At 38.9% G+C, this 20035-nt stretch carries 18 protein-coding genes; 8 read left to right on the top strand and 10 right to left on the bottom strand.

What is annotated here, in order from left to right:
• Positions 1-47: 47 nt before the first annotated feature.
• The 7 genes from B2V92_RS21935 to B2V92_RS21905 all read right to left on the bottom strand — a co-directional run bounded on the left by B2V92_RS21935 (position 48) and on the right by B2V92_RS21905 (position 5397).
• Complete coding sequence (locus B2V92_RS21935) at positions 48-353, bottom strand: hypothetical protein (protein WP_293312148.1); 306 nt, start codon at positions 351-353, stop codon at positions 48-50.
• Positions 354-638: 285 nt separating this feature from the next.
• Positions 639-1292, bottom strand: a complete 654-nt coding sequence (locus tag B2V92_RS21930) for a response regulator transcription factor (protein ID WP_293312146.1) — start codon at positions 1290-1292, stop codon at positions 639-641.
• A 122-nt stretch (positions 1293-1414) separates the two neighbouring features.
• Positions 1415-2212, bottom strand: coding sequence for a sensor histidine kinase (locus B2V92_RS21925; protein WP_293312144.1), 798 nt, complete (start codon positions 2210-2212; stop codon positions 1415-1417).
• Positions 2193-2858 carry a hypothetical protein gene (locus B2V92_RS21920; RefSeq protein ID WP_293312142.1) on the bottom strand — a complete coding sequence of 222 codons (666 nt, stop codon included), beginning with the start codon at positions 2856-2858 and terminating at the stop codon, positions 2193-2195. Before B2V92_RS21920 ends, B2V92_RS21925 begins: the two co-directional genes overlap by 20 nt.
• 21 nt (positions 2859-2879) lie before the next feature.
• Positions 2880-3416, bottom strand: coding sequence for a hypothetical protein (locus B2V92_RS21915; protein WP_293312140.1), 537 nt, complete (start codon positions 3414-3416; stop codon positions 2880-2882).
• Between the two features lie 315 nt (positions 3417-3731).
• The gene (locus B2V92_RS21910; RefSeq protein WP_293312138.1) at positions 3732-4478 is read right to left on the bottom strand and encodes a YdcF family protein; all 747 of its coding nucleotides are present in this window, start codon (positions 4476-4478) and stop codon (positions 3732-3734) included.
• A gap of 553 nt (positions 4479-5031) precedes the next feature.
• A complete protein-coding gene (locus tag B2V92_RS21905) occupies positions 5032-5397 on the bottom strand; it encodes a YtxH domain-containing protein (protein ID WP_293312136.1) in 366 nt (121 codons plus the stop codon).
• Between the two features lie 114 nt (positions 5398-5511).
• On the opposite strand from B2V92_RS21905, the gene B2V92_RS21900 reads away from it, so the two are divergent.
• From B2V92_RS21900 to B2V92_RS21875, 6 genes are all read left to right on the top strand, one after another.
• Positions 5512-5892, top strand: coding sequence for an OsmC family protein (locus B2V92_RS21900; RefSeq protein ID WP_293312135.1), 381 nt, complete (start codon positions 5512-5514; stop codon positions 5890-5892).
• Between the two features lie 89 nt (positions 5893-5981).
• Positions 5982-7235 (top strand): DUF2130 domain-containing protein, encoded by a 1254-nt coding sequence (locus B2V92_RS21895; protein WP_293312133.1) that lies wholly within the window; start codon positions 5982-5984, stop codon positions 7233-7235.
• 594 nt (positions 7236-7829) lie between these two features.
• Entirely contained in the window at positions 7830-9974 is a 2145-nt protein-coding gene (locus B2V92_RS21890; RefSeq protein ID WP_293312131.1) for a glycoside hydrolase family 97 protein, read from the top strand.
• 369 nt (positions 9975-10343) lie between these two features.
• Positions 10344-10823, top strand: coding sequence for an acyl-CoA thioesterase (locus B2V92_RS21885; protein WP_293312129.1), 480 nt, complete (start codon positions 10344-10346; stop codon positions 10821-10823).
• Between the two features lie 239 nt (positions 10824-11062).
• Entirely contained in the window at positions 11063-13351 is a 2289-nt protein-coding gene (locus B2V92_RS21880) for a TonB-dependent receptor plug domain-containing protein (RefSeq protein WP_293312128.1), read from the top strand.
• A 1-nt stretch (position 13352) separates the two neighbouring features.
• A complete protein-coding gene (locus B2V92_RS21875) occupies positions 13353-14189 on the top strand; it encodes a DUF4249 family protein (protein WP_293312127.1) in 837 nt (278 codons plus the stop codon).
• Positions 14190-14363: 174 nt separating this feature from the next.
• Here the strand turns inward: B2V92_RS21875 and B2V92_RS21870 are convergent, their stop codons facing one another.
• From B2V92_RS21870 to B2V92_RS21860, 3 genes are all read right to left on the bottom strand, one after another.
• A complete protein-coding gene (locus B2V92_RS21870; protein ID WP_293312126.1) occupies positions 14364-15584 on the bottom strand; it encodes a hypothetical protein in 1221 nt (406 codons plus the stop codon).
• 148 nt (positions 15585-15732) lie between these two features.
• Entirely contained in the window at positions 15733-17484 is a 1752-nt protein-coding gene (locus tag B2V92_RS21865) for a HAMP domain-containing sensor histidine kinase (RefSeq protein WP_293312125.1), read from the bottom strand.
• A 638-nt stretch (positions 17485-18122) separates the two neighbouring features.
• Entirely contained in the window at positions 18123-18644 is a 522-nt protein-coding gene (locus B2V92_RS21860) for an NADPH-dependent FMN reductase (protein WP_293312124.1), read from the bottom strand.
• Between the two features lie 182 nt (positions 18645-18826).
• Here B2V92_RS21860 and B2V92_RS21855 point away from each other — a divergent pair, with 182 nt between their 5' ends.
• Positions 18827-19630 (top strand): ParA family protein, encoded by an 804-nt coding sequence (locus tag B2V92_RS21855; protein ID WP_293312123.1) that lies wholly within the window; start codon positions 18827-18829, stop codon positions 19628-19630.
• 7 nt (positions 19631-19637) lie between these two features.
• Positions 19638-20035 (top strand): ParB/RepB/Spo0J family partition protein (locus B2V92_RS21850; protein ID WP_293312122.1); only part of this gene is annotated, 398 nt, incomplete at its 3' end.

The raw sequence follows: 20035 nt of genomic DNA, 5'->3' as shown, positions 1-20035 counted from the left end.
ATAGGTTAGAAAAAAGGAGAGCACGTATAGATGCTCTCCCTGAATGGTTAATTGAATTTTTTACGGAGTTCGATCAGGTTATCTAATGATAAACCATTATTGGCTTCTTTAGAAAGACTGCTGATTTCTGCTTCGTTTAAAGAGCTGGCCGCACCAACTGCTTCTACTACCTGTGTAACTACCGGAGTAGCTTTTACGGTTACTTTAACTGCTTTTACAGCTGTACGTGCTATTGCAGCAATAAAAAGTGGTGATGCTGAATTTGATTCAACAATTTCGTTGTCGCCTTGTAGATCGGCGATTAAGGCATCAAGAATTGCTAATTCTGCCTTGGTTAAGCTTGACTTTGCCATTTTCGTTTTTTTTTGAGGTAAATAAATAATGTTTAATGTGCTTTGGTTTTGAAGCTTCGTTTGCACAACATAAAGGTCGGTACGGCAATGTTTTTTTAACAGCGTGATAATACCCATTCAGAAAATAGAGTATTTCTACGTAGTTACTAGGGTAAATTGCCGCAATGTTTAAAGCAAAACGTTAAGTATTGGCCCAAATCGATAATGCAGGGCCATTTCCCTATAATTTAACTCAGGGGAATTACTTTAATAATGAAATCTCTGGAAAATAAAAGATGGGCGGGGTTATTCTACAACACCGTTTTTAATGGCAAACATCACCAGGCCGGCAGTATTGCGTACACCGGTTTTTTCGATCATGCGCATTCTGATGCCTTCAACCGAACGTGGACTTAAAAAAAGTTCGGTGCCGATTTCGGTAGCAGTTTTCTCATCACAGATCATTTTTAACACGTCGAGTTCGCGTTCCGAAAATTCTATCGTCTGATCGAGCGATAGCCTGGTGGTGCCTTTAAGGGTTAGTTTTTTTAATAATGCCTTGGTTACAATGTCGTTAAAGTAGTACCCGCTTTCGTGTACCGAATAAATGGCTTTTCTGATTTCTTTAGGGTCGGTATTTTTTAAGAGGTAACCGTTGGCACCGTTTTCCATCAGGTGGATAATGAATTTAACATCATCGTACATGGTTAAAACCAATATTTTAATATCGCTGGTATATTTTTTACGGATCAGTTTCATGGCTTCGATTCCATCCATTAAAGGCATTTTCAGGTCCATTAAAATTACATCGGGCTGCACTTCTTCAAGTTTCTGCATGAGTTCCTGCCCATCCGATACCTCAAATATTACCTCTAGATTTTTGTCGCGGTTAAAGCCAACCTTTAATCCGTCTCTAAAAATGCTATAATCATCTGCTATGGCTATCCTTATTTTGAGCATTGTTATTTAATTGGGAACCTAAAATTAACAATCTTTTATAAAAAAGCAGACATAATATGTGTAGTAATACTACTTAATTGTATTAATTATTCTTTATGCATCTGTTTATAATACTGCCTGCTTTATTCAACAGGTACTTTAATTTCAATAAAGTATTTATCCAGATGGTGCCAAAACCGGAGCTCGGCCCTGAGCAGGATCATCCTGTTCTGGATATTTTTGAGTCCTAGTCCATCTTTTATAAACCTGAGTTTCTCAAATTGATCCTGGGTAAGGCCATTGCCGTTATGTGAAATGGTAAAAACCAGATGATTGCTTACGCTGGCCGATTGGATATGGATAAAATTGGCTTTTGCGTGTTTGGTGATGTTATGGATCAGTTCCTGTATAATCCTGTAGATACTGATATCATTCCGGCTTGCTTTGGTATGATGCTGGTCGGTTAAGTTTAAATCTATTTTAACAATACTGTTATGACTGATTTTTCCACAGAAATGGGAAATGGCCTCCTTTAAACCAAGTTCCTGTAAAATGCTTGAATGGAGGTTATGCGAAATGCCCCTGATTTTGTGGATACCTTCATCGAGCAGGTTTTTCCCTTTCTGGTACATTTCTTTGCTGATTTCGTCGCAATCTTCAATATTGATCCCGTAAAAATGGAGGCTTGATGATCCCAATATGGCCCCAACCTCATCATGTAATTCTTCGGCTATGCGGTGCCGCTCAATTTCTTCGCTTCTTACCGCTGCTTCTATCAACTGGTTTTTCTGGGCGTTCTGCAATGCCTGAAGGTTAAGCCGGTACTGAAGTTTTTTGCGCTGCGTGAAGATAAAAACAAGTAAAAGACTAATAAACAGCATGAGCATTCCTGCAATGCCAGCCATTAACATGAGGGTGATTTTATTGTTTTCCTGACTCATGAAATCCTTTGGCAATAAATAGGTTGAAAATAATATAGGAGATATTGTGCACGCTCCACAGGCTAATGGCAAAATTTTGAAGACGCACGGTAAGCTCGTTATACAACAGGAAAATGAAAAAATTGAGCGCAACGAAAATTCCTAAACCTGTAATAATCCAGAAATCGCTATTGGTAATCTTAGTGGCCACATTTTCGTTTATTTTAAACAAATAATATTGAAGCACGTAGAACAATAAAAGGATGGCTTCGGTTGAGAGCAAACGGCTGCTGAGTTTCCAGTAATCAAAAAAGTTTTCGAAAAAGGTGAAATTGATGATAATGAAGATTGTAAAACAGATAGGGAGAAGTTTTTTCAGGCTAACCAAAAACGGCTGATCTAAACGGATAAAAAAAGCACTGAACAGGTAAAAACGGACAATTGAGTGCACATTGTACAAAAAATTGTTGGAGTTATAAGCTGCGGGCAGGATATTCCTGAATTTCCAGACGAGATCTATTGAAAGGTTAATAATCAGCGCTATCCATACATAAAAAACAACCAGCTTAAGCCTAGCCGGTTGTTTTTTGAGTAGCAATACAGATAAAGGGATAAATAACGCCCATACTTCAGACCAATCAAGAATAAATTGGAATATTTTAAGCATTTGGGATAAAAAGGTTAATGATTAACTTATTGTAGCTGGTGGCGAAGGATTAGTCACAATCGGATCAATATCGTTATCGCGGAACAGTTCAACATCTCCGGTATCGATCCTTTTAAAACGTTTGACGTTATAAAAAACATGTCCCCGGTTAACATTTGGGATAAACACCAGGTAATCTGGTTTGTCGCCATTAACATCGGGCGTGTTGATCAATAACTGGATATCGGCAAGCGAGATGATGTTGTTACTCATCACAATCGGGCCGCTTAAATCCAGGGCGCTGTTGTTGTAAACCTCCAGTTTGTCGAAGTAGCTGCTGTACTGGTTGCTTGTTGCCATATAACCGTAGGCAATTAACTGTAAAGGTTTCTCTTTTTGATCTGTATCCGGGAAAAAATAGCAGAATACGAATTGATCAATGCCTGGCGAATTCAGGATCAATGTTTGGATAGCGCTGATTTCGTACTTTAACCAGTAAAATTTCTGTGTTTGTTTTTCTTTAGTGAGCATGTTTGTAATGTAGATTTTATTGTCTAAATATATACAAATTTTGTACATAAAAACATGCTTTAATCGTAAAATTTAAAATACCTGTGTAAATCTTATTTGTTTATAGATTTTATAGATTGTTATTAATCAGATAGTTGTTTTTTATGGTTAAGTGTATACCCTTCGACTACGCTCAGGGGGTTAACTGGTTAACTGAGTAGGATGTCTAATAGGGTTAATTGTATAAATTGGTTAACTGGTTAATTGTGGAGCTAGTTTAGCTGTATACCCTTCAACTACGCTCAGGGGCTTAACTAGTTAATTGGGGAGCTATAGCATACGATTAACCGATTTAAACAGTTAACCGATTAACCATAATCGCAATTAACCTCTGTAGCGGTCAACAATTAAACCGATCCATTCTTTAAATAACAACTCCCATGTACCCAATGCAGAGGCGCTGGGAATAATGAAATCGCTTAGGTCGAATTCGGTTCTGCCGCGGAAATCAGTGGGGTAGTATTCGATTTTACGTTTGGTCTGTTTATCAAAAATCAGTTTTGCTCTTGGGATGTGCCATGCACTGGTAATCACCAAAATTTTAGCCTGTGGATTCTTTTTTTCAATTAATGCTAAGCTATATCTGGCATTTTCGATGGTATTTCGGCTCTGGTTTTCGATGAGTATAGCGGAATCAGGAATGCCGATCAACTTTAGATATTTTACAGCCAAATCTGCTTCTTTCACTTCTTTATCGATCAGGTTGGCGCTTCCACTACTCAATAAAATCTGTTTGATCTGTCCTTTTTTATAAAGGGTTATGGTTTGGAATAAGCGGTCGCTGGCCCCGCTAAAAGCAATTTCGTTATTGCGTTTGTTTAAACCCGAAAATCCACCAAGTACTATTCCTACATCATATTGCTGTATTTTAGGATATCCCGCTTCGTAACTGTTCAATATTTTACCAATAATAAAATCATTCGAAAAGAAGAAAAAGACAATTAGGCTTAATATTAAATATTGCTTTTTTCTTTTGGCGCGTTTGGTTGCAAGTGCCAATACTAAAAGCACAAAAATCCATACAATAGGTTTGATCAGGAATAATAAAATTTTCGAGAGGATAAAAAACATGTGAGGTTATTATTCTGTAAAGCTAAGAAATTACAAGGGCAAAGCCGTTATTTCGGGCAAACCACATAGCTTAGGCTATATATTATTATGCACCCTGTAAAACTCAGGTGAGCTTAGGTGGCTGAGGTGGTCATAAAAAAGAATAAGCTATTTAATTTACCACCTAAGCCACCTGAGAACATCTAAGCTGTAAAGATATTCTCTTTTGTAAGTAAATCTGCCACGCATAAGTTTTCATCATATAAGAAATATGAGTTTATATGGCTCTTAAATGTCTTATATGGTAAAAAATAGATATGGTTGTCATTATTTACTTTGATGTTATCATGCTTTAAGTGCAACGGAGTGGAAAAATCTACCGTAGATAGATCTCTCCGCTCCACTGCGTTTCGGTCGAGATGACGGTTTTTATTTAAAGTCTGTCAATGGTAAAGGAGTGTATCGAAGTCAAAAGATCTACTTTGTCATCCTGAGCGGAGTCGAAGGATCTCCATTCCACTACGCTTCATCCGATAGCTATCGGATCGATATGACGGCCATTTTGTTAAAATTCCTATCCCTGTCCTTCCTGTACCTGACCATTTTCATGGGCGTTTTCTAAAATGTCTTTCACATCCGATTTACGTTTCTTCGTTACGGTATGTTTAAAATGTGGTATTTCGTTTTCAACAATATCCTCTTCAATGGCTTCTACACCAAAAACCTTTTCTTTTAAGAGGTTGTATTTATCCTGGAACCCATAACGCAGGTTTCGTGCGCCACCGGCAATTTTTCCACGGGTACCTGCACCGCTATCGGGCGCAAATAAAATACTGATTATCGCACCTGCAGCCAAACCGGCCACAAGGGCAAGTGCTATTTTAGCACTATTATCTGATTCGTGCTTTAAATATTTTCCGATTAACTTTCTGTATTTCATAACGTAGCATTTTTAAACAGAACAAATGCTACGTTATAATGTTTCGTAAAATCTCAATCTAATCGTAACAAAGCATAATATTTGGTAAGTTTAATATTTTAAAATATCCGGTAAATGGTAAAAGCAGTAATAAATAAAGAGCACTATGCGTGTTCGGTAAGCAATGGTTCTCATGATATTATCGTAGATGAGCCGATAGAACTGGGGGGAACGCATAAAGGTTTTGCACCTAAGGGATTATTGATGGCCTCTTTGGCATCGTGTGTGGCCATTACTTTAAGAATGTATGTTGATCGGAAAGAATGGCCGGTTGATAAAATAGAGGTTGTGGTAAATACCGATACCGAAAACGGCGAAATGGTATTTTTTGAAGAAATTACCTGTACCGGACAGCTCACCGATGAACAAAAAAGCAGGTTGGAAGATATTGCGGGTAAATGTCCGGTAAGTAAAATCCTGACAGTTGGCCACGAAGTAAGATCGAAAGTACTTTAAGGAAAATGGTGCAAAACTCGCCTATCCAATCGTGAAAAAGCTTTAATATCTTTGTGAATGCAGTATCTGCTTTCGAAAATAAATAATTTATGCCTACCGAAATAAAATGCCCCAACTGTGCCCATGTTTTTCCGATGGAAGAAGCTATGGCCGAAGATTATAAAAAGGAATTACGTGAGAAAGCGGCTGCTTATGCAAGGCAGAAAGATGAAGAGTACCAGCGCAAACTGCAGGTTTTCGAATCAGAGAAACAGCAGCAGTTAAAAGCTTTTGATGTTAAACTTGCCGAAGAGAAAACCAGGCTTAAAGATAACCTGGAAGAAAATCTGCGTAAAAGTATTTCGGCCGATTTTGAAACCAAACTGCAGATGCTGGAAGGCAATGCAAAAGATAATGCCGAAAAATTAAGGCTTGCAAGGGAGAAAGAACTGGAGTTTTTGCGCCGCGAAGAAAGTTTAAAGGTAAAAGAGGAGGAAATGGAACTGGCTTTTCAGCGTAAAATGCAGGAGCAGCGCAACGAACTGGTAGAGCAGATCCGTAAACAGGAAGCCGAAAAAAACAGCATTAAAGATACCGAACATCAACTGCGTTTAAAGGAACTTGAAAAACAGCTCGACGACCAGAAAAAACTTGCCGAAGAGATGAAACGTAAGGCCGAGCAGGGCAGTATGCAGTTACAGGGCGAGGTACAGGAACTGATTTTGGAAGAACTGCTCCGCAGTAATTTTCCCTTCGATTTAATTGAAGAGGTAGGCAAGGGTGTACGTGGTGCCGATTGTGTACAGGTGGTGCGCAACCAGTTTGGACAGGAATGTGGTAAAATTATCTATGAAAGTAAACGCACCAAGGATTTTGGTGGCGACTGGATTGAAAAACTGAAAAAAGACATGCGGAGCATGGGCGTTGATGTTGCGGTAATTGTAAGTCAGTGTTATCCTAAAGGCATGAGCAGTTTCGGCCAGCGCGATGGTGTTTGGATCTGTTCGTTCGAAGAGGTAAATGCGGTAGCTTATGTGTTGCGTGATGGGATTTTACGCTTATCGAGCGCAATGAAATCGCAGGAAAACCGTGGCGATAAAATGCACATGCTGTACGATTATTTAACCGGAGCAGAGTTTTCTGAACAGTGGAAAGCGATTAGGGAAGGCTTTATGAGCATGAAATTATCCATCCAGCGTGAGCGTGATGCGATGGAACGTTTATGGAAAGCGCGCGAAAAACAACTGGAAAAAGTATTGTTAAATGCAACACACATCCGGGGTTCGATAGAAGGTATTGCCGGCAGTGATAGTATTCAGCTGAGCTTAACGGATGAAGATGATGATGCATTGCTTTTGGAGTAATGTTGATTTTGACCTCGCAGGTTTCAAAAACCTGCGAGGTCTGGAATTGGTATGGAAATCGTCATCCTGAACTTGTTTCAGGATCCATTTTGCACTAAGACTATGATAATTGCTAACTGAGGTCGTAGCGAGACGCTACAATCAGAAATGCGAAATCGTCATCCTGAACCTGTTTCAGGATCCATTTTGCACTTAGACAATGCTAATTGATAACGGAGGCCGTAGCGGGACGCTACAACCAGAAGTGTGTTGTTTGATATGAATTCAGTATTCTTTGATATAATTTGTATCTAATTAGATACGTTTAGAGTCTTGCTTGATTCGATTTGTATGTAATTAAATACGTTTTGAGTGTTGTTTGATATGAATTCAGTCTTTTTTGATATAATTTGTATCTAATTAGATACGTTTCGAGTCTTCTTTGATATGATTTGTATTTAATTAAATACATTTGGAGTGTTAAAGAAAGCAAAAACTTAGAAAATGGTTTGTGGCGACACGAACCGGAGCATAGTAAGTATTTTAGTAGTAGAGAAACCAAAACAATCAATTTCTAATTGATATAAACAGTAATAATGATAAATAAACGATGACATGAATAAAAAACTAAACCAATTTTTTAACCCCTCTAAAATTCTTACTTTAATATTCGCGCTGCTTTTTTTTGGCAATGTTTTCGGGAACGTTCCCGAAAAAGAATTGAAGTCGCCGGATGGTAATCTGATAGCCAGGTTTGCTTTGGCCGAAGGGGGAGTACCTACCTATAGCCTAAAATATAAGGGCAGGGATGTGATTAAAACCAGCAAACTCGGGTTAGCACTTAAAGAAGGTAAATCGTTATTGGATGGTTTCGCTATTAGCGATACCAAAACCAGCACTTTTAACGAAACCTGGAAACCGGTTTGGGGCGAAGTAAAAGAAATTGTAAACCATTACAATGAACTGGCCGTAACCCTAAGCCAAAAAGAAACCAACCATTACATTATTGTACGTTTGCGTTTATTTAACGATGGTTTAGGCTTTAGATATGAATTCCCGGAGCAGAAAAATTTAGATTATTTTGTCATAAAGGAAGAGAAAACACAGTTTGCATTGGCCGGAGATCATAAAGCATTCTGGCTTCCGGGCGATTATGATACACAGGAATATAGCACGGTAACTTCGAACTTATCAGAAGTTAGGGGTAAAATGAAAGCTGCGGTAACACCAAATGCGTCACAAACTACTTTTTCGCCAACAGGTTTACAAACACCATTGATGATGAAAAGTAAAGATGGCTTATATATCAATATCCACGAAGCTGCTTTGGTCAATTATTCTTTAATGTCGTTAAATCTTGATGATAAAAACATGGTTTTAGAATCGTGGTTAACGCCCGATGCGGTTGGCGATAAAGGTTACATGCAGGCGCCTTGCGTATCGCCATGGCGTACCATTATTGTGAGCGATAAAGCTGCCGATATTTTAACTTCTAAAATCACCTATAACCTTAACGAGCCCACAAAATTTAAAGATGTATCGTGGATAAAACCGACTAAATATGTTGGTGTTTGGTGGGAAATGATTACCGGGAAAAGTACCTGGGCCTATAACGATTTAACCAGTGTGCAATTGGGGGTAACCGATTACTCGAAAACAAAGCCCAATGGAAAACATGCCGCAAATACTGCCCATGTAAAAGAATACATTGATTTTGCTGCTAAAAACGGACTCGATGCGGTTTTGGTAGAAGGATGGAACGAAGGCTGGGAAGACTGGTTCGGTAAAACAAAAGATTATGTTTTTGATTTTGTAACACCTTACCCTGATTTCGATGTGCAGGAGCTGCACCGTTATGCTGCCAGTAAAGGCATTAAAATGATTATGCACCACGAAACTTCTTCGTCGGTACGTAATTACGAGCGTCATTTAGATACCGCTTATAAATTTATGAAAGCCAATGGTTACGATGCGGTTAAAAGTGGTTATGTAGGCAATATGATCCCAAGGGGAGAACACCATTATGGTCAGTGGTTAAACAACCATTACCTGTATGCCATTCAAAAGGCAGCTGAATATAAAATTATGGTAAATGCGCATGAGGCTGTTCGTCCAACCGGTTTGGCACGTACTTACCCGAACCTGATCGGGAACGAATCGGCCAGGGGAACCGAATATGAAGCTTTTGGCGGTAACAATGCCGATCATACCACCATTTTACCATTTACACGGTTAATCGGCGGACCAATGGATTATACTCCGGGTATTTTCGAAACGAAGGTAAGTGCCTATAACCCTGAAAATACTTCTTTCGTACACAGCACGCTCGCCCGTCAGCTTGCGCTTTATGTTACCATGTACAGTCCGCTGCAAATGGCTGCCGACCTGCCCGAAACGTATAATAAGTATATGGATGCTTTCCAGTTTATTAAAGATGTGGCGGTAGATTGGGACGATACCAAAGTTTTGGAAGCAGAACCGGGCGATTACATCACTTTTGCGCGTAAAGCCAAAGGAAAAAATAACTGGTTTGTTGGCCGTACCAATGATGAAGAGGCACGCACTTCTAAAATAGATTTCAGTTTCCTTGATCCGGGGAAAAAATATACTGCAACCATTTATGCTGATGCAAAGGATGCGCATTACGAAACCAATCCGAAAGCTTATACCATCCGTAAAATGGAGGTAACCAGCAAAACGAGATTGACGCAGTATTGTGCACCAGGTGGGGGATATGCGATTAGTATTATGGCGAAGTAAACGTGGTGTCAGTTGTTGCCAATTGACACTACCCTAGTCGTAGCGTCTCGCTACGACTTTTTATTTTATCAGTGGCGTCAGTTGTTACCAACTGACGTTTTTTCTAATCTCATGTTTATTTTTTGCCACGGATAGACACAGATAAACACGGATCAAGTGTCTCTTTACCTTAGTCGTAGCGTCTCGCTACGACTTTCTTATTTTATCCGTGACGTCAGTTGTTACCAACTGACGCTTTTCTAATCTCATGGCTATTTTTTTGCCACGGAGAAACACGGATTAAGTATCTCCATCTGTGGTTAAATGATTTTGTGGCTCATCTAATTTATAATATCTTAGCAACACCATTAAACCAAGCAAAATACCATCATGCCAAAAACTAAAAACCATATCGAACTTCAATTTTTAAGCGAACCTTCTGATGTTAATTACGGTGGTAAGGTGCATGGAGGTATGATGATGAAATGGATCGATCAGGCTGCTTTTGCCTGTGCCCTGCAATGGAGCCAGAGTTATTGTGTAACGGTATATGTGGGTGGTATCCGTTTTTTCCATCCGGTGCATATCGGTCATCTGGTTAAAATGGAAGCTAGAATTATCTACACGGGCAAAACCAGTATGCATATTGCTGTTGATGCTTTTTCTAAACCTGTTGGTAAAGGCGATTTCGTTAAAAATACGCACTGCATTATCGTTTTTGTAGCTGTTGATGATAACGGACACCCCCAACCAATCCCGGATTTTAAACCGAAAACCGAGAAAGAAATCGCGATGCATGGCTATGCCATTAAACTAATGGAACTGCGTAAAAGCATAGATAAGGAAATGGAGCCGTATGTAGAGCGCTAAGCGGGCAGCGTTTGGCGTGCTGTGGGTTAATGTGTTTAAATCGGTTCACTAGTTCATTGGTCATTAGTTAAATTGTTTAATTGCAGGATTGTTAAATTTTTAACTGAAAACTGCCCACTGTAAACTGATTTTGGTTCATTGGTTCCAGCCTATCATCCATTTTCCATCTTACCTCTTCCATTTTTCATCTTAAAATAACTATCTTTGTAGTTTTAACGCTGCCCAAACAAAACTAGTTAATGCTCAAACTCTCTTTTTCGTTAATATTTTCACTTTTCGTCTGTTTTACTTTTGCACAAACCAAAACCTTTTCGGGGAGGGCACTCGATTTATCTACCAGGGCACCGATACCAGAAGTGATGATCAAATACCATAACCAGGTATTTTATTCGGATAAAGAAGGGGGATTTAAATTTGAAATCGGATCTGGTACAGTCGAGATTTCCTTTAAACACTTATCTTATAAAACGCTTGTAATTATTGTGCCGAAAGATTCGGTACTTAAGAGAGATATTTATTTAATCCCCAAGGAAAACCTTTTAGATCAGGTTCAGGTAAACCGGAGCCGCAATGCAGCCAGGCTGAATAATTATGAGTTGATTACCCATAGCGATCTGGGCAAAAAGCCTGGTTTGTTTGCGAATCCCGATCTGTTAAATGAAATTAAAACACTACCAGGTGTAACCAATGGGGGCGAAGGAAATTCGGGTTTGTACATCAGGGGAGGTTCTTCAGGGCAGAATCTGGTTTTGTTTAATCATGCTACCATTTATAATCCTTCGCACCTTTTAGGTTTTTTTTCTGTTTTTAATACTTCGGCCGTTAACGAGGCAAAGGTTTACAAATCAGGCATACCTGCTGAATATGCAGGCAGATTAGCCGCAGTGGTAGATGTAGGCAGTGATAAAAGTATCGCCGATACTTTATCGGGAAGTGCTGCGGTAAGTTTTCTGGCAGCTGATGCTCATTTGTCGGTTCCTTTAACCAAACGGTGGACCATAAAAACCTCATTAAGAAAAACCTTTATGAATTATTCCATCTGGCCTATTGTTAACAGCTTTTCTAAAGAACGTACATCTTTGAATAACCTGGGTTATGATTTTTACGATGTAAATTTTTCCAGTAGTTTACAATTGGATACACAAAACAATGTTTTTGCAACTTTTTATATCGGGGGCGATCGTTTCGGTTTTGAACTTGGCCGGTTCGGGATTGCAAATGCAGTTGATTGGCGGAACCGGTCAGGATCTGTTGAATGGAAAACCGAGCCGTTTAAAAATAGCACTTTAAATACCACCGCTGCCTATTCGGATTACAGGTTTAATTTCAGGCTCGATCAGGATGGCACAAATGCCAGAATCAATTCTGCCATCCGCGATTTTGATCTGCAATCTACCCTTGGATTAACCTTAAAAAAACAGCATATTAAACTGGGAATAGCCCACACGTCTCATCGTTTCGTTCCAAATACCCCAGATGTTGCTACCGGTAGTGTAAAGCTCGATTTCGGTGCTGCCAATGTGTATCATTCTTCAGAAACAGCACTTTTTTTTAGCGATAAATTTGATCTGGGCCAATATTTTAGCTTTTTGCTAGGCAGCAGGTTCACCTATTACCATGTTGTTAAACAGGTTGACGACAAAATTAACGAACCTGATTTTAATACTTTATTTTGGGAGCCGAGTTTTAATGTTCAGTACAAACTGAACGGGGCAACCGATATTAAACTTTCTTTTTCGAGGAATATCCAAACTGCGCACCTTATCCCTGTTGCCGCATCTAATTTCCCTGTCGATTTCTGGATGCCAAGTACCAATAAACTGGTGCCCCAAAAGGGAATACAACTGAGTTTAGGATTATTTAAAAACTGGGGCAATGCTTTTGAGGGTTATGTTGATTTTTACTATAAACGAATGAATCACATCATCGAATTTAATGGCGGCCTCAGCAACTTGTTGGATAATCTACAGATAGAAGAAAATGCCTTTTCGGGTAAAGGGTATGTGTTGGGAGCAGAATTTTTTCTTAAAAAAAACATCGGTAAAATTACCGGAACACTGGGCTACACCATTTCCCGGAACCGGAGATCATTTCCGGATATCAACAATGGTACAGAATTTCCTTTCAGGTACGATCGCACACATGAGCTAAACTTATCTGCAAACTATCCGATATCAAAAAAATGGAATTTAAGCTCGTTTTTTACCTATTCAACGGGTAATGCCTATACTGCACCCGTAGGTAGATATATTGTAGCAGGTAGTATTATAAACGAGTATGGGGCTTTTAATGGAGCAAGAATGCCGGCTTATCACCGATTGGATGTTGCTGCTACCTACCAGTTTCAGAAAAGGAAAAAATACAAAAGCGAACTTTCATTTTCCGTGTATAATGTTTACAACCGTAAAAATCCGATTTTCGATTATTTCCAGTTTTCGGGGGATTTAAAGTCTTCAGTTTCTATCCAAAAAAAATCAATTGCCCTTCTTCCTGTTTTACCGGCAGTTGCCTATAAAATTTCGTTCTAAAATGAGAAAATATATCATTGCAATTGTACTTTTAGCTATCGTTCTTTCCTGTAAAAAGGAAACAAAAACCGAAGGTTATCAGCCCAGGTTTGTGGTGGAGGGTAGTATTGAACAGGATGGTTATGCCAATATCAGTATTACGCACAACCTGCCATTTTATACACGTTTGGATTCGGCACAGATTGAAGAAATTATCATCAAATATGCGAAGGTTACGGTTAGCGATGGGCTGGAAGAAGAGATCCTTACGGGGAGTTACGATAGAAAACTGTTCCCTTATTTCTTTTACAAAGGCTCTAGCTTAAAAGGAAAAGCAGGTAGAAATTACAAACTGAAAATAGAATACGCCGGGAATATCCTAACAGCCGAAACCATGGTGCCGGCACGGAAAAACCTGGATAGCATCTGGTTCGAAAACCGTGATGGAATGGATCGGCAGCTCTGCATCCGGTTTACCGATACTCCGAACGAGAAAAATTATTATAAAATTTACACCAGACTTGAAAAAGATCCTGCTTTTACGCGTACCCTGTTATCCAATCAGGATGATCAGTATTTTGACGGCAAAACGCTCGATCTTAAATTAAACAGGGGAGCTTATAACAACCTTACGCAGGAATACGATTCTTATTTCGTTGCTGGCGACGTGGTTGAACTCAAATTTGCTACCCTGCCGAAAAGTGGGTTCGATTTTTGGCAGGGATTCCAAAACGAACTGCTCAATGCTGCCAATCCCTTAATGGGGAGTACAAATGCATTAAAATCGAATATTGAAGGAAACGGGATAGGGATTTGGTGCGGTTATGGAAGTACAATTTACCGCATCACCGCGAAATAAATGGTTTTGATAAGCTAAAAAGTCAAGTTTTAAATAAGCAATATGTCCTGAAACTTGATTTCTTTTGCACTTTAATCTACAGGAAACACCTACTGGGAACTATTAAGTATAAAAAAAGTCGTAGCAGTGCGCTACGACTAGAAGTTTTTGTATCAATAACTTTATTATCAAATATTATTCGAAACGTTTACCATAATTTTCCAATTCGGTAATCAACTTGCTGAAACCTGTATCGGTAAATACCTCTAAACTAAGTTTCGAACCATCTTTAAAAACCAAACGTGGCTCGTTGGTATACCTTGAGTAGCTATAGTTAACTATTTTAGTGCCATCCCAGTAGCTATAAGTGTATGTATCGGTAATTGGCGCAAAAGCTACCTTTGCAATAATGGCATTTTCATTTTTATAGGCAGCATAAATAGAGGTGTACTTGTTAAGTATATCTACATTTTTAATGTTTTTTGCTTCGCCCGTTAAATTAAAAATGGCAGCTTGTTCGGTGGTGATCGATTTGCTATCCACTACACCAACAAGTTTAATGTTCATAATTTCGAAGGTAGCGTTGGCTTTATCCAAAATACCATCAATTTTAGTTGCATTAATAATCGAGTTTACATCGGCGTTACCGTTACCCTCGGTTTTTAAACTTAACAAGCTGGTATTGCCTTTGGTTAAAGTTAAAGTAGAGCTTACGTTTTTAACATCACTGCTTACACCAACGTTTAGGTTAAACGATCCCATTGCCAATTTAATATCAGCTTTTGTTGGGTTACCATCACTTTTGTAAGCATAATCGCCGGTAAACTTAACTTCTTCCTTATTATCAACAGTTAATGATATAAGGGTGTTGCTTGGCAGGTTATACTTTTGGCCTTCAATGGTTGATGTAATGGTAGAAGGGGTATAAGTGAAAGATAACACAGCATTGTTGGTTTTCGAATCTTTGTTTGAAGGAAACTTGATTTCGAGTTTGTTTGATGAAGCGGTTTTAACCCATCTCTTCTGTGTAAAATCCCAGGTGTAGGTAGCATAATACTCACTTAGGTTTTTGGTATTCGGTGTAACTACTGCATTGAAAATCCCATATAAATTTCCGCTCTGTGCAGAACTATATACAGAGAACAGCGAACTGAAAGGTAGGGTGTAGGTAGGTACATCGCCATCAAGCTGGAAAAAATACTTTAATACACTAATAAATTTTTCGTCAGGTAATGTGTTAATTGATGCGATAAAATCAGTGCCGTTTTTTTCGAGTGTTTTTTTGTGTTCTTCAACACTAAGGTTAGAATACTCCAGTTTTACAGGTTCAACGGGCTTTTCTTCTTCGGTTTCTTTTTTGCACGAAGAAGCCAGGATAACTGCAGAAGCAGTTAAAATTAAGAGACGTTTTTTCATTTTTCGGTTTTATTTTAAAGGCCGAAAATAAAAATATTAGGTCAATACAACTAATTGTTTCGTTCAATTTTAACTATTAACTTAGTAAATAGTTGTTTCTCAGTAGAATATATTTCCGTAATATTCATTATATACGGAAATATATTTTTTACGCTACAACCGGTAAATTGAAACAGAATTTACTGCCTTCGCCAATGGCACTAACAACCCATATTTTTCCTTGTTCTGCTTCGATAAAATCTTTTGAAATGGCCAATCCTAAACCTGATCCCGATTTGTTCTGACCATCGGTTGGTACCTGGAAATACCTGTCGAATAAACGTTTCTGGTATTTTTCGTCAATTCCTTTCCCAAAATCCTGTACCGAAAACTCGATAAAATCGTCTTTCTGCAGCACATCAATCACCACTTTCGATTTTTCGGAACTATAGCGTAGCGCATTGGATAAAAAGTTGACCATTACCCATGCTGTTTTTTGGATATCGGCATTTACATGGGGCAGGTTATTATCGCAGTTTAATTCGAGCTTGATGGATTTTTGCTCGGCCTGAAATTTAACCGCATCTATAGCGTATTGTACAATATCTTCAGGTTTGGTTAAGGCAAAAGTGAGCTTCAGGTTTCCGGTTTCCACCTGCGAAAGATCGAGCAGCTCGCTGGTAATTTTTAAAAGTCTGTCGCTATCTTCCTTAATATGGTTCAGCAGTTCGTGCTGTTCCTCGTTCATGCTGCCTACACGTTCATCATTAAGCAGTTTTAAGCTCATTTTGATAGAAGATAGGGGCGTTTTTAATTCGTGCGAAACCGTAGCTATAAAATTGGTTTTGGCTTCATCCAGCTCTTTAAACTGGGTAATGTTTTTCAAAATATAAACACTGCCGGCTGATTTTGATGATTCAATTAAGGTTTTTTCTTCCTGTTCCTCATAGTTCGGGATAATAATTTCGCGGTTTTCTAAAAGGAAATAAGACTCTTTATCATCAGCGTATATCTTTAAGGTTTTATCATCTGTTTCCGGTTTGATAATGCGTTTTAAGAGTTCATTTTTTTGCATCAGTTCGGCAACATTCTGTCCGATTATTTTATCCTCATCAAGGTTCATCAGTTTTGCTGCCAGGTGGTTTAAAAACAACACTTCGCCTTTTTCGTTCAAACCGATAATGGCATCCTGCATCTGTGCGATAATGGCTTCGATACGCGATTTTTCCGACTTTATTTTCGATAAATTGCTATTTTCCCATTCATTTAATTTGAGCACCATGCCGTTAAACGAGTCGGCTAGTTCGGTAAATTCATCGCCGTTCTCGAAATGCAAGCGTTGTTTATAGTTTTTTCGGCTGATCTGCTTAATGGCTGCGCTGAATTCGGCAAGGGGGTTGGCCACAAAACCCGGAAAGTTGACGATAAATGTAAATAGGATAATAAAACTTAAAGTAGCGGCAATCATAATGTACAGGTTTGCCCTTGACGAAGCTTGATTGGCCAGTTCGTTTTTATCGTAAATGGCCTTCATGTTTACCTGCTCGATGTTTTGAAATGCGATGCGTAAATCCCTAATGGTATGTTCTTTGGAGGTAGATGGTGGTGTGCCGTTTAATTGGGTAAAAGCGGTTTCCAATTGGTTGAAGGCAGCTTTTTCCCCTGGTTCGGTAATGTTTTTACCCTCGTTTTTTAAGTTTTCAGAAAAAAGAGTCTCTTGCTGACTGTTTAGTGGAAATTGGTTCTGATCAATGATATTGCGCATAGCGGCAACATATTTCAGCGATTTGTAGTTGTCTTTAAGGATTACTTTCGATTTATCCGATAGCTCGTTCAAAAAAAAGACGGCAATTAACCCGAAGGATAAAACGATTATAAAGAGAAACCCGAATCCGAGGCGGAGCTTGGTTTTTATTTTCATCTGTTTATATTTTTTTTAATGGTGATGAAGCGATCATGATTTGCTTATTTATGGTGTGATATTTGAAAATCATTGATGGTTTCATGATCTTATAGTTTAACCGCAAAGGACGGAAAGTTTTTCGCTAAGGTTCGCAAAGCGATTTTTCTCTCCTTTTCTGTGGTAAAAATAGGTTATAATTAAATCTGTTTCCTGATCAACTAATTTACATAACAAAGGTTAAATAAATAGCATCTCGATAGCTTGTTGCCAATTGTTATGCCAGTGAATATTGTTATGTTTTAAATTGTTGTTTTTGAGTTAGATACGGTTTTTGTGCTGCTTTTTGGTACAAATAAACCTTTTCATTTTGGAAGGCTTTTTTCCATTTTGAAATATATCCGTAAACATGTTAGCGTCCGGCTTCACGCCGGACGAATAAAGGGTTTTTTCTTTTTTGGAAAGCAGGTTCAGTGGTATTTAGGTTAATGTAGTCCTGCTGTACGCTTTACTGCGTGCCGCTACCATCAGGTTTAGGTGGCACGGCCGGTAAAAATATGAATGTTTAAATCACCAAACGCCAATTTTGCAATTGGCTACCCATGAATCGTTCCTACGGAACGGCATGCGGCCTTTCAAAGCACGGAAAAAGGCCCTTATTAAAAATTGATAAACTTTTCGATTTGTTCGTTGGTGAATTTTATCGTGTCGGGATGGGTAAAATTACCTTCCGCGTCTAATTCGGTTTTGATATTGGGGATATGCAGGCGTAAGGGTAAAATATTAAGGTGGATGTAATGGCAAACGCCCGTAAAATGATCTACACCACGGATATTACCATATTTACCAGAAGAAATGCCCACTAAGGCAGCTTTTTTATCGTAAAAGCTATCAGGGAAATTACTGGCATCGATCAACACTTTTAACACACCGGGGTAACTGCCGTTGTATTCGGGCATGACGAAAAGGAACTTTTCCGTTTTGTAAATCATGTCCTGGATTTCCTGGAAAGCTTCCGATCTTTTGCCATACATGTCGGTATTCAGCACATCAATAGGCAGGTGCTCCAAACTGAACAGATGGGCATCAATACTTTTTTCTTTTAACTGCCTTTGGTAATATTTGGCAACTTTTAGCGTATTGCTATTGGGCCTGTTGGTTGCGGCTATAATTGTGATCATGTACAAATTGTTGATAAGATGTGTAAAACCCAAACGCGCTTCTTGCTAAAATTGCCATATAGTTTGTATCTTAGCTGATTGTGAAAAAGGCCGTAAACAAGGCAAAAATAGAACTTTTTAACAATTTTAACGCATAAATAACACAGCCCAAATAAACGTTTAGTAAATTTCGGATACATACGATGAGCAAAATTATTGCATTAGCAAATCAAAAAGGTGGTGTTGGTAAAACAACTTCATCTATAAACCTGGCTGCGAGTTTGGCCGTACTAGAATACAAAACTTTACTGGTTGATGCTGATCCTCAGGCAAATTCGACTTCAGGTATCGGTTTCGATCCCCGGAATATTAAAGATAGTATTTATGAGTGTATCATTAATGATATTGATCCTTTACAGGCCATACAGAAAACGGATACACCTAATTTAGATTTACTGCCTGCCCACATCGATCTGGTTGGTGCGGAAATCGAGATGATTAACCTGAACAACCGCGAGTATAAAATGAAAGCGGTTCTGGAGAAAATTAAAGATCAGTACGATTTTATCATTATCGATTGTTCTCCATCGTTAGGTTTAATTACCATTAATGCTTTAACCGCCGCAGATTCGGTTATTATCCCGGTACAATGCGAGTATTTCGCTTTGGAAGGTTTGGGCAAATTGTTGAATACAATTAAAATTGTACAGAACCGTTTAAATACCGATCTGGAAATTGAAGGTATTCTGTTAACCATGTACGATGTACGTTTACGTTTATCGAACCAGGTGGTAGAAGAAGTGAAAACACACTTTAACGAACTGGTTTTTGATACCATTATCCAGCGTAATACCCGTTTAAGTGAGGCGCCTAGTTATGGTGTTTCGGTAATTATGCACGATGCCAACTGTAAAGGTGCCATTAACTACCTTAACCTTGCCCGCGAAATTGTAAAGAAAAATGGCCTGTTAAAGGAGGAAGAAAATATTGGAACAGCAACTTTATAAACTATAGATGACATCTTTTCAGCGAAAAACAGGTTTAGGAAGAGGGTTAAGTGCGCTTTTAGATGATAGCGAATCTTCTCACCCGCCGAAACAGCAGGTAAATGCTGTGAGCGAAACCGAGCAGATTGGCAATATCAGTCACGTGAGTTTAACCGAGGTTGAAACCAATCCATACCAGCCACGTACCGAGTTCGATCAGGTAGCTTTAAACGAGCTGGCCGATTCGATAAAAGTACAGGGCCTCATCCAGCCGATTACGGTTAGGAAACTGGGCGCCAATAAATATCAGCTCATTTCGGGCGAACGCAGGTTCAGGGCTTCGAAACTGGCCGGTTTAGCACAGATTCCTGCCTATATCCGCAGTGCCAACGATCAGCAGATGCTGGAAATGGCATTGATCGAGAA

The sequence above is a fragment of the Pedobacter sp. UBA5917 genome (genome assembly GCF_002432345.1).
Lineage (GTDB): Bacteria > Bacteroidota > Bacteroidia > Sphingobacteriales > Sphingobacteriaceae > Pedobacter.
Note: the sequence above shows the minus strand (reverse complement) of the source record. Positions and strands in the feature narration are given on the sequence as shown.

What these genes read in the sequence shown, in the direction of transcription:
- B2V92_RS21935 (WP_293312148.1), bottom strand. Translation starts at nt 353, where the DNA reads ATGGCAAAGTCAAGCTTAACCAAGGCAGAATTAGCAATTCTTGATGCC.
- B2V92_RS21905 (WP_293312136.1), bottom strand. Translation starts at nt 5,397, where the DNA reads ATGAAATACAGAAAGTTAATCGGAAAATATTTAAAGCACGAATCAGAT.
- B2V92_RS21920 (WP_293312142.1), bottom strand. Translation starts at nt 2,858, where the DNA reads ATGCTTAAAATATTCCAATTTATTCTTGATTGGTCTGAAGTATGGGCG.
- B2V92_RS21930 (WP_293312146.1), bottom strand. Translation starts at nt 1,292, where the DNA reads ATGCTCAAAATAAGGATAGCCATAGCAGATGATTATAGCATTTTTAGA.
- B2V92_RS21875 (WP_293312127.1), top strand. Translation starts at nt 13,353, where the DNA reads ATGAGAAAATATATCATTGCAATTGTACTTTTAGCTATCGTTCTTTCC.
- B2V92_RS21870 (WP_293312126.1), bottom strand. Translation starts at nt 15,584, where the DNA reads ATGAAAAAACGTCTCTTAATTTTAACTGCTTCTGCAGTTATCCTGGCT.
- B2V92_RS21915 (WP_293312140.1), bottom strand. Translation starts at nt 3,416, where the DNA reads ATGTACAAAATTTGTATATATTTAGACAATAAAATCTACATTACAAAC.
- B2V92_RS21880 (WP_293312128.1), top strand. Translation starts at nt 11,063, where the DNA reads ATGCTCAAACTCTCTTTTTCGTTAATATTTTCACTTTTCGTCTGTTTT.
- B2V92_RS21910 (WP_293312138.1), bottom strand. Translation starts at nt 4,478, where the DNA reads ATGTTTTTTATCCTCTCGAAAATTTTATTATTCCTGATCAAACCTATT.
- B2V92_RS21885 (WP_293312129.1), top strand. Translation starts at nt 10,344, where the DNA reads ATGCCAAAAACTAAAAACCATATCGAACTTCAATTTTTAAGCGAACCT.
- B2V92_RS21895 (WP_293312133.1), top strand. Translation starts at nt 5,982, where the DNA reads ATGCCTACCGAAATAAAATGCCCCAACTGTGCCCATGTTTTTCCGATG.
- B2V92_RS21925 (WP_293312144.1), bottom strand. Translation starts at nt 2,212, where the DNA reads ATGAGTCAGGAAAACAATAAAATCACCCTCATGTTAATGGCTGGCATT.
- B2V92_RS21855 (WP_293312123.1), top strand. Translation starts at nt 18,827, where the DNA reads ATGAGCAAAATTATTGCATTAGCAAATCAAAAAGGTGGTGTTGGTAAA.
- B2V92_RS21900 (WP_293312135.1), top strand. Translation starts at nt 5,512, where the DNA reads ATGGTAAAAGCAGTAATAAATAAAGAGCACTATGCGTGTTCGGTAAGC.
- B2V92_RS21890 (WP_293312131.1), top strand. Translation starts at nt 7,830, where the DNA reads ATGAATAAAAAACTAAACCAATTTTTTAACCCCTCTAAAATTCTTACT.
- B2V92_RS21860 (WP_293312124.1), bottom strand. Translation starts at nt 18,644, where the DNA reads ATGATCACAATTATAGCCGCAACCAACAGGCCCAATAGCAATACGCTA.
- B2V92_RS21865 (WP_293312125.1), bottom strand. Translation starts at nt 17,484, where the DNA reads ATGAAAATAAAAACCAAGCTCCGCCTCGGATTCGGGTTTCTCTTTATA.